The 11,334-nt window shown below is 44.8% G+C and carries 3 protein-coding genes; 1 reads left to right on the forward strand and 2 read right to left on the reverse strand.

Annotated elements, in window-relative coordinates:
* Window positions 1–6 precede the first annotated feature (6 nt).
* A complete protein-coding gene (locus AAEY83_RS10945) occupies window positions 7–1,428 on the reverse strand; it encodes a TolC family protein (RefSeq protein WP_084212617.1) in 1,422 nt (473 codons plus the stop codon).
* Window positions 1,429–1,702: 274 nt separating this feature from the next.
* Here AAEY83_RS10945 and AAEY83_RS10950 point away from each other — a divergent pair, with 274 nt between their 5' ends.
* The gene (locus AAEY83_RS10950; RefSeq protein ID WP_025645143.1) at window positions 1,703–2,455 is read left to right on the forward strand and encodes a hypothetical protein; all 753 of its coding nucleotides are present in this window, start codon (window positions 1,703–1,705) and stop codon (window positions 2,453–2,455) included.
* Window positions 2,456–2,526: 71 nt separating this feature from the next.
* On the opposite strand, the gene AAEY83_RS10955 is transcribed toward AAEY83_RS10950, so the two are convergent.
* The gene (locus AAEY83_RS10955) at window positions 2,527–11,316 is read right to left on the reverse strand and encodes a VCBS domain-containing protein (protein ID WP_351059082.1); all 8,790 of its coding nucleotides are present in this window, start codon (window positions 11,314–11,316) and stop codon (window positions 2,527–2,529) included.
* Window positions 11,317–11,334: the final 18 nt, after the last annotated feature.

Below are 11,334 nucleotides of genomic sequence, written 5' to 3' on the forward strand. Positions count from 1 at the left end.
GAAAATTTATGGATAGTTAGGGTCATTAAGTGGATAAGTGACGAGACCTGTATTATCTTTGTTGTCACTACTCGCCTCTTTCATCACGATCGGCTCAATAACTGCCTGATCGGGCACCTGCCTAGCAGCCTCTTGACGAATAAACCAGTTTTTGACGGGATCTAGTGGGCGGAACAGCGGGTCTGGCTGACGACTTTGATCAAACTTCTGCCATGGCATCATGCCAAAATCAACTTGCAGTTTATAATACGCTGCAATAATAGACGTTCGTGTCTCAACCAACTGCGCCTGATATTGAGAATGCTCGCGCACCGCATTGAGCACCTCAAGCCAAGACTTGCGTCCAGCAATAAACTGGCGGCGATAAGAGCTCACCACAATCTGTGCGCCTGCGACTGCTGCGATCAAAGAGCGCTCTTGATCCTTAGCACTAGCAAACTGCTGATATTGGGTTTGGATAGTCTCAAGCACTTGTCGTCTTGACGCTTCTTTTGACTGTGAAAGGCTGTTTACTCGTGAGGCTGATGCTCGGGCTAGTGCCAAATTAGATAGACCCGCTCCTGGATCGTAGCTTAAGCCTACCGAAAACTCACCTTCACTATTATTCTGATTGTTGTTTCTATTTTCATCATGATAATAGTCGTATTCGTACTGTGCATAAAAAGTCGGATAACGCGCCGCCTGCAATGACTTAACTTCTTGCTTAGCCGCTTCGACTTGATAATGCCCTTTTACCACAGTAGGATTATAAAAGCTGGCCTGATCGAATGCCATTTTTTCAAAGGTTTGAGAGTAGCCTTTGGCATAGCTGACAAGCTCACCGATATTCGGCACTGGCAGATCAGCTGCTGACAGCTTACGACCAGTGATTTGCTCTAATCGAGCGATGGCAATACGCTGCTGCTCTACTGCTGCTTGATACGAGTTTTGCTCTTGTAAGATGCGATTGGTTACTAAATCCATCTCGATACGCGCCGATACACCTTGATTGACTCGGCGCTGCATCATTTCCTCAAACTCTATCAACAGTTGCAGATTATCATAATAGACTTGCTGCTTAGACACAGCAGTGATATAGCTTTGCCATGCCTCAATGGTGGTTTTAGCGACTTGATTCTGTTGCTCGTAAATATACTCTGTGGCTGCTTTATCATCAAAAAGTGCTTGATTGACGTTGGCAGTAAGCTTGCCACCCGTCCATAATGACTGCCGTAGCTGAAACCGAGAGACCATGCCATCGTCACGATCATAGCCTGATGACAATGTCGGTGCTGGTAGCAAGTTGAGCTTGGCAGCACGGATACTCTCTGTCGTCGCCTGCTGCTCAGCACGTGCCGAACCAACGAGAGGATGGGTTTCAATCGCTTGGTCAATCAATGTATTAATATGCGTATCAGCATTGGCAAATGCCGCACTTGATAGCGTCATCAGTAACATACCTATTGCGGTTGTCGATACCAAAGGTGATAAGCTATGACGTAGTTTTTTTATGATAAAGCACCTTTTAAACATTGGCTTTTTGATCATTGCTTGGGACTGATCGGGATAAAAATAAAAGTGCAACATGATATTATGGCTTCTTTGCTGCTATTGTTTTTTAGATAATAACAAAGTTCATCGTGATGATTATCAATGATTAAAGACGTATTGAAGCGTTTATTAAAAAGTTTTGAGCCCTCAGCGTCAACATATGGATTACCCTATGCCTCACCCTTCAGCGCCTACGCCAACGAGCAAACCAAAAGATCAGCCAATCCTAACCATCGTATTGGCTCTATTACTGCATGTTTTGCTAGCAATCGTTGTCTACTTTACCGTATTCGACCACAAAAAAACGTCTGAATCGCAAGCCTTAATAAATAAAAACCAGCCTATTACCAGCAAACCTATGATAGCAGAAGACACTAAAATCACAATTGATCAAATAGCGGTTGATCAGGTCACAGTTGATGATACAGAGGTTTTTACCGCTAAAGTGAGCGCAAATACAGAACCTACCGCATCAGCAGCCCCCGTATCGAACAACAATACTGCGACCCAAAACCATAAACCGCAAGAGCATACACCACCCCAAAAACCCCCTTCGTCACAAGAGCCGTCTGTTATAGAGACAAGCCGCAGAGCCTCTTTGAGCAAGGATAGCGAGGACAATGATGATCTTTCAGTGACGACTATCAATAACAGAGCTGTCAATGGTGAGCAACAAAATCTGTCTGGGTATCGACTGCAGCAAACCAAAGAAACTCAGCAGCTAAATGCAGATATTGACAAAGACAGCGAACAACTCTCCAAGCTGATCAATGAGGTCAAGCAACGCAATCAACAGCAAATCGATGCGCAACAAGCCAACCAGCCTATAGAGCCGCCTACACTTGCCAGCCCCGCTGATGAGATGATGACGCCCGACTATCCCATCACGCCTATCACCTCACTAGATGAATCAGCGAACAACTAGATAGGTAACAAAAAAGCCATCACAAGTATGGCTTTTTTGTTTACATCAACATTATCTAGAAAAGATAGCAATTATATCACGGTAATATCAGTATCGACATATAGAGTCACCGATGGATCTATAGTGCTCTGATACTGAGCATATCCGGTCTCATCAGACGTTTGCTGTTTTTCAAAATCCGCTGTTAAAGAGACACTATCAGCATTGTCGCCATTGATAAACAGCTCATTGTTACTATCGGTCATCTCAATGACATCACTGGTAGTAAGGTTAGTCAATGACTGTGAACCATTACCTGTCATATCAATCACTTCCATATTATCAATCACGCTACTATCAAAGCCACTAAAGTCAATACTAGTATCTACTAACAAGGTGTCGATGCCGTCACCACCATCCATCAATAGGTTGTTTGCAGAGAATACGATTTTATCGTTACCTGCACCGCCTATCAGCGTATTAGCACCTGTACCACCATCAAGGAAGTCATTGCCACTACCAGCCGTTAAGATGTCATTACCTGCGCCGCCTGTATAATTCACAGCGACAGGCTGTCCCGAAGCATCAAGGATATCGTTCTCCGCTGTACCTACAAAGGTTTTGGTAAAGACAATATCTACAGACACCTTTTCGGTCACTTCAGTTGATACACTATCAGCCATACCTGTAGCTTTATCGGTCGTACTAAGCGCAAAGTCCAGATCGCCTTTTAACGGTATGGATGACTGAATTTGCAGGTCATTGATTTGCTCAGGAGTAATCCCCGTTATGGTATAGCTGTTAGCGACATCATCCCACACGGCAGTCAACATTTCACCTGTACTCTTCACTCTAAAGCGTAAGACATCATCGGTTAAGCTCGTACCATCATCAGTGACAACTATATTAACGGTCTCACTACCATCCGTATCTTGCATAGTTGCGTTTAGATTCAGCGTGGTCCACTTACCCTGACTACCAAGAATAGTAGAAGGATTAGCAGCTACCCCATCAGCGACTGGTTTGACCTCAAGATCAATCTCTAGCGGATCACTGATCATCCCGCTGTCATTGACCACTTTCATCTCGATACCAGACACGATACCACTGACGTTTTCCGGTGGCATGATGAATATATTTGACGTTTCGCCAGTATTAGTATCACCCAGTTTGGAGACATCAATAGACCATGAGTTATTACCACCAGAATTACCATTGTTACTTGCCAAGACGGGATTGCCATTAGCATCAGTATAGTAGACCAGATAACCATTAGGGATATTGTCTAAGGTGATGGCAGTAGCGGCATCAGTATTGTCTTTATCGATAGTCGCAATCTTATAGTCGATAGCAATCATAGTATCTTCATTACCGCTAGCAGTGGTTGTTGATTGATCACTCTTATCAGTAATACTTAGATTGTCTGGCTGCGACTCGACTGTGACGTCATAACTGTGCTTATAAGTCTTTGTACCACTGTCATGTCCGCTGATATTATGACTCTCTTTATGAGCGGCATAGACATCAACTGTTGCCGTGCCATCTTCATTTTCGGCAGGCTCATAAAAAATAGGCGTGCCTACATCTACGATATAATAATCACCAGCTGGAATATCAGCAACGTCACCATCTGCCAATGTTACAAGCGTCAAGTCGTTACCATTATCATCCGTTAGTTTTCCGCTAGTGCCATTATCAGTCGTTAAACCAGACTCATCTAGCTGCAGATACAGCTTATCATTAATAATCTCAACATTATTACCGTCAGCCGTGTTGGTTAAGTCGATCTCAATTTCTACTTTGGTGTCCTCATCCGTATCGACTATAGTGGTTTTACCATCATTGTCTATCGGATCCGTAACTGGCTTGATCTCAACCTTGACGTCGTCAACCTGCACTCGTTCCTCGCCACCATCTTTATCTAACGCAGTAAAGTTGGTATTAAAGGTAAGATCCTGACTGCCACCCGTCACGTTGGTACTAAAATCTTTCGGCGGAGTCACTGTCACTGCATCAAGAGCATCTTCTGGACTGAGGCTACTTGCATCATCCACACTGATGATCCATTTACCGCCAATCTGCTGCACGCTTATAGCTGGATTATCAGTAGATACCTCAGTGCCGACTGGCAGATCAGTCAAGGAAAAAGTATAAGCACTAACTGTATTAGCGGTAGCTGGGTTCAAGGTAGCGTCCAATATATCACCAAGAGTAAAGCTGATATCTTCTACCTGCGAAGGTATGACTGCCTTGCTAGTAAAGCTATCTATCAAGTTAGGCTGGGTAGGATCCTCACCGCCACTCGATCTGTTTGATGTAATATCAAAGGTTTCGGCTACTTTGCGCTCACTACCATCAGTGCCTTGACCATTGATATCTTGAGTGACACCCGTCACTGTAATATTGAAACTGCCTTCTGGTATATTAACCGTACTATCATTACGCTCAAGCACTAGCTCATAAGTCGCTGCAGTGTCGGTAATAGCTGGATCGTTAGGGACATCAACGTACCAGACGCCATTTGATAAGATACCGCCTTGCACATTGAGACCATCAGGGACATCAGTCACTTCTAGACGAGTAAAGCTCTCTGAGCCATCTTGATCAGCTGAAGATATAGATACGGTGACAGACGCCGTATTGTCATTACCGCTGTTATCAATAGTGCCATCGTTTACATTCAAAATCATACTCGGCTGATCAGTAACCGCTTGGAAGGTCACATTAACAGTAGCACTACCTGAAGTGGACTCCTTAATCTCTGAATTATCAATCAATTTAGCGGTGTCAGTATAAGTGTAGTCAAAGTCTATGCTGACATCATCATCGCTATGACGTTTATCGTCATCGTACATAATCTCGATTGTCTGATCGGGCGTAAATGTCAAAGTTGGTGGTGGGTTAGTTGTTAAGTCCACTTCAGTACCGTCAACACGTAATATGACGTCTTTAGCCATTAGATCAGTTGCTGATAGCGTGATACTCTCAAGCACTTCTTGACCTTCAGTTAAACCGCCTTGATCTGTGGTTGTAAAGGCTGATTCAAAGTCAATAGTCGCCCACAAATCTTCAGTGGCAACGACTTGAGGATTGCTTATCGTGCTATCAGCAGCATCGGGTGTTACTAGAATAGAGACGTTTTGCTGATTGTGGGTGACACTATCACCAGATACCTTCTCTGTAGTGGTACCAGTAATATTGAAGTTGATTTCACCTGCAAAGTTATCTGGTGTCTGCAGCTGCGCTGTACCGTTTTGCAAGGCCTCAAGCGTCACTGACCATACTCGATCAGTACCACCGCCACCTAAGAAAGTAACCTCTGCACCGATTAAGTTAAAGCCAGCAGGCAAGTCCTCAACCCGATAAATAACTTGCTCAGCAGCTGGGCTGTCACCATCATATGCCTCGATATCCGCAACACTAGCAAATACGCTGGATAAAGCAATCTGATGGTTGCCTGTACTGTCTAGCGTTGCCTCGTCAGTGATGTAGTTATGTGTGTAATCCACACTATCGATGGTAACTGTGTCGGTTGCTAAGTCGTCATTGGCTATTAAGTCTGCCTTGCCAATGACTTTGACAGGTAGGTTAAGCATAGGACTTGGTGTGCCCGTAGTACCATCTTCTTTACTCACTGCCTGTACTTTTAGATTTACCGTACCGCTAAAGTTCTCAGCAGGGACAAAGTATAAGTTATCTACTATTTTGGTATAATCAGCTATAGTGACTGAACCACTGCTGGTATCTAGCAGTGTTACTGTACTGTTATTATCTTGATACAGCTGCACACCTGCTGGTATATCCGATATAGTGACATCATAAGTCTCAGAGCCGTCATTATCACGCGAGCTTGGGCGGATATCGAGCGGGATACCAAGAGCAGGATCAATCGTTGCTGGTATTGAACCATCACGATTGTTACCACCAATAATGGCTTGATCTTCAAAACCTTCGGCAGGATCAACAGCTAAGGTGGTTGGGTCGGCTACGCCTTTTACATCAAATTCAAATGTTAAGTAACTTTCGCCACTGGTGGCTGTATCTGCTGCGCCACCATCTTCGTCAACATCGACAGTTTTTGCCTCGACCTTGACTGCTGTCTCGGCACCGCTAGCAAGGTTAAAGCCACTATAGTCTTGCGGTGGGGTTACGGTGACGGTATCTAGGTACTCCATCGGAATGTCGACACCATTGCCGTTGTCAGTCAGGCTAACTAAACCATTGCCATCATTATAAGTAAATACCGCCCCCTCAACTGAGGTAAAGTCACTACCGTTCTTATTACCAAAGGTCATATGGGCGAAGGTATCTTCGGAAGTGTCTTGGTTGCTCCAATCATCTATTAAGTTAAATGAACCATCAGGATCAGCGAAAAGATTAAAGGCTTCGTCTTCTTTCGCACTGGCGCTGTATTTATGACTGTCATTAATAGTCAGATCAGGTGTACCATCACCATCGGTATCCTCACCTACTTTTTCGGCAACGGGTGTGACGGTTACCTTTTTAGCAGGCAACGTAGTCGTCTTAGTGACACTATTACCACCATCATCATCAATATCTGTACTTGTGACCTTAAAGATAAGGCTTGTATCTTTTGAGGAATGCGCAGGTGGCTTAACAGTCAATGTATCTAAGAATGTATTTAGATTGGTCGCGCTGGACGTATCTATACTGATAGTCGTCCCACCTACTGCACCTGTCGTAGTGCTGTTAGCATCGGTATAAGTCCAACCTTCTGGGAGGCTAAACTCTATCTTAGTGATAGTCTCTGGGTTAGCGTCGTTCACACCTGACTTGTTATCAAGTACCTTGAAACCAAATTCACTGAGTTTAACTGCCGTATCTTCAGGCGTGCTAATAGCACTAGAGGTAATAGCGACCTGACCAGCAACTGGCGTGACGGTTAGGTCGACTTTAACTGTGTTGATTAGTTCGACTGATTTATCTTTAGGTGTCGAGTCAGCATCGTGGTCTTGAGTATATAAAGATACCTCAATGTCATCCATATCTAAGGAGTTATATTCTGAGGACTTAATTTTAATTTGTGGCTGTGAGCTACTATTAACTGCAATTGTTGTTTTGGTGGGGGAACCATCATTAGCAAGAGCTGGCACTCCGATCAGCACAGTACCGCTAGGACCAACAAGATATTCAGTCGCCGTAGTGCTCCCTGCTGGAGTAAACTCAACGGTAGAGCCAGGAAGTAAGTTATTAATCACAAAGCCATAAGTTTCTCTACTACCATTAGCAGCACTCCCTACTAAGTCACCAAAAGTAGTGGCGATCGGTAAGGTAATATAGTCACCTTCATTAGCACTGACTGTATAAGTGTTACCATTAACACCAGTACTACCTACATAACCAAACTGACTTGCGTCATCACCGCTTTGGTTATTATCACTGGTATCAGTAACCGCTTGGACATTGACGGTAATGGTAGTGTTAGAAGTTGCCCCTGCTATTGGTGTACCACCGGTAGTGACAACGGCACCAGTACTATCGACACTTATTCTATCACCAGCATTATTCACCTCATATTCTGTCACCGACATTCTAACGTTCATATTGGTGGCGTCATCTCTAGGTGGCGTGAGGGTCATTGACTCAAACTGAGCCTTAGTCATGGTGATAGTAGTTGAAGCGTTAAAGTTTGGTGGATTATTAACAGTATCTACATCACTGAGTCTAATTCTAACCGTTTGGCTATTGGTAGTGATATTAATTGTCCCACCATCATAATCTAGTACCGTACCAGCACGGAAACCGCTTAAGTTTACTAACCCAATACGTTCGGGGGTGTCATTGCTGGTACTAAGAGCGTCAAGGTCTGTTCTGTCTCTCACAATAGGTGATACAAGGCCTAAAGCAACAGTGGTATCCTCTTGAGTTATTACGGTTTTATTGGCAGCAAGTATTGGCGCATCAGATACTGGGTTAACAGTGATAGTCAATTCTTGACTTGTTTCTTCACGAGTAGCACCAGTAACACCGTTTGAAACGTTCGCGGTGATAACTGGTAGCGTACCACTGTAATCGCTAGTCGCAACATACTCATAAGTGCCATCACTGTTAAAGGTAATTTCACCGACCTTATTACCATCTATTATGACATCGTTAGCTAAGTTGTTTGAGTTATCAGGATCTACAGTAATAGGTGAGCCAGTACCAATCTGGAAACTTTCTACGGTCAATTGCTCACCAACATCTGGATCATCAGTATCAAACTCATCAAAGATAGTGGCTAGCACGCTGCCCGAAGTTGTGGTGCCGTTTTCATCGATAGTAATACTGTTATCGGCAAGCGCAATATCCTCATCATTTGTACCAGTGATAGTGACTTCAACGTAACGGATTTCACTGCTGCTGATCTCGTTACCGTTAGCAGCAGTATCCACTCCTTTATTATCATTCACTTGTACCGCGTAGCGAATGGTGATGGTTTCGCCTTCGGGGAGGAAGTCAATATCAGTATCTTTTGCTTCAATCTCCCAAACTCCATTATTATTGGTCGCTTGAGTTATTGAGAACATACTTTCTAGCGCAGTTTTTTGCGGAACAGTTAGATCAGTCAAGGCTGTATTACCCTGACCAAAGGTATATTGATTTTCACCTTTAATATAACCCAGTGTCAGCGTATCACTGACATCAATATCACTAAAAGCAATAATGCCACTTTGAGTAATCACTGAGTCATCTGTTTGCTCGACGAAAGATATATTTGCAATATTGCCATTACTGTCAGCAGTGATGGTTGGTTGATCATTAGTTCCTGTGATGGTGATAGTGAGCTTGGCAGTATCAGTACTACCATCAGCGTCGGTTATGGTGTAGTTGAAGGTCTCGTCTCGCGTCTCACCCACTGCTAAAAACTCTACAGCGCTGTTATCAACGTCATAAGTATAACTGCCATCAGCTTCTAGAGTTAATTCACCAAAATTACCTTGAATGCTGCTACCAATGCTACCTGAGACACTACCAAATTCCACTGCCGTTACCGTAGTTGCATCTGCACCTAAATCGTCAGCTTGATCAGGAGCAGTACCCGTCATTACGTTGCCAGTTGCGGTAATTTTGCCAGATGCCTGATCTACATCTATATTTTCAGTAACACTGTTTTTGTCATCATTAGCTGTCGGTGCGGTGTCGATGATTTCAATATCTAAGGTGTCATTGATGGTATCGCCAATGGTGTTGGTTAATACCACGTCAAACTGATCAAATACCGCACCAGCGCTATGATCTTCTGCATTACCATTTTCGGTGTACTCATAAATAAGAGTACCTGTTTGTGAGTCATAGTTAGTAATGACTAGCGTGCCCGCATTGCCGCTGATAGTAATAGGATTGCCAGAGGTTGCTAGAGTGACATCTTGACCGTTGACGGTTAACGCTGTAACGCTCTGTGGATCGGTAATATCAAAGCTATTTGAAACAGTATTACCAGTCGCTTCGGTAACGCTGTTGTCATTTACGGTTAGTGTCGGTGCGGTATCGTTGTCGATAATCGTACCCGTGCCACTGTCATTACCAATGGTAATCGTGGTGGTCTCATCGTTCTCAAGAATGTTGTCAGTTAAGGTTGGATAAGTGACGGTAAAGTCAGTGACACCCGCAGGGACGGTAATAGTGCCATCACCATTGTTGATGACGCCATTACTAAATACGGGGGCATTGGTGTAGTCACTACCCGCTGTGGCAGGATCAGTGCTGCCATCTGTGAGACTAAAGTCATAAGTGACGTCCGCCTGCGTTGTGTCGCCATTCACCGTCACTTGATGCACTAAGGTGTCACCCTCGGTCGCTGTGGCATCGCCTACAGTGACAGTCGGTTTGTCACCTTCAGTATTGGCACCTGGATCATTTGGATCATCAGATTCATCATAAATGGTGCCAGTGGCGACGGTGCTGTCGATATCGGCATTATCAGCACTGTCGATAACAAAGCTCAGCTGCTCGCTGTCCTCATAGATGTCATCATCTTTGACGATAACCGTAATTTTAGGCGCAGCTGTGCTACCTGCAGGTACTTTGACTTGCAAGGTGGTGGTGCCATTTAGTAACGCTTGGATGGCGGCGCTGTCGGTAATGGTCACAGGACTGCCTGTGGCATCAATGTAGCCAATAGAAGCAATGTCCGCCGCTTCAACCTCGCTGCTGCCCGTCGCCACTTTGACAGTGACTGTAGTGGCAAGGTTGCTTAGGTTATCCTGTGCAACGGTGTACTCTAAGGTGTTGTCCACCCCTTCTATGGCAGTATCTTTGCTCGCAGTAATGCCAACGGTCGGACGGTCGCCTTCTTGTGGGGTGCCATCTTGTGCCGCTTCATCCTCAATCACCCCGCTATCAGTAGCGGTGGTAATAGTGACGCCATTAGGGTTAACAGCATTGGAGATGATCAGACCTAAGTCTTCAGTTTGCTCATAAACGCTGTCATCAGCAACGCTGATAGTGATGAGGCTCTCTTTACTGCCCGCAGCGATTAAGACGTCGTCGCCAGTGGCTAAGAAGGCGCTGATCTCACCCTGATCAGTAGTATCAACCACGCTGCCATCGGCTTTGGTGTACTGCAAACGCGCAATGTCACCGGCGGTGATATCAGGACTGTTTGCTGCATCTAGGCGCACGTTAACAACGGTATCTTGGTCACTGGCCACATTTTGGCTGATGCTGAACTCTAAGGTGTCATCATTGCTTGGACGCTCAATAGCGCGGTCTTTGGTAGCGTCAATCTCAATGGTAACTGGCCCTGGAAGAACAGTGAGGTCTAAGACAGAATCGTCAAGGACGTTGCCACTACCATCAACAACGTCATAGCTAATCTCTGGAACGTCACCGGTAAAGTCGCCATCTGGCGTGAAGGTGTAGCTGCCATCAGGGCTCACTGTTAGAGAGCCTACCGG

The sequence above is a fragment of the Psychrobacter sp. TB20-MNA-CIBAN-0197 genome (assembly GCF_040309765.1).
Classification (GTDB): Bacteria; Pseudomonadota; Gammaproteobacteria; order Pseudomonadales; family Moraxellaceae; genus Psychrobacter; species Psychrobacter submarinus.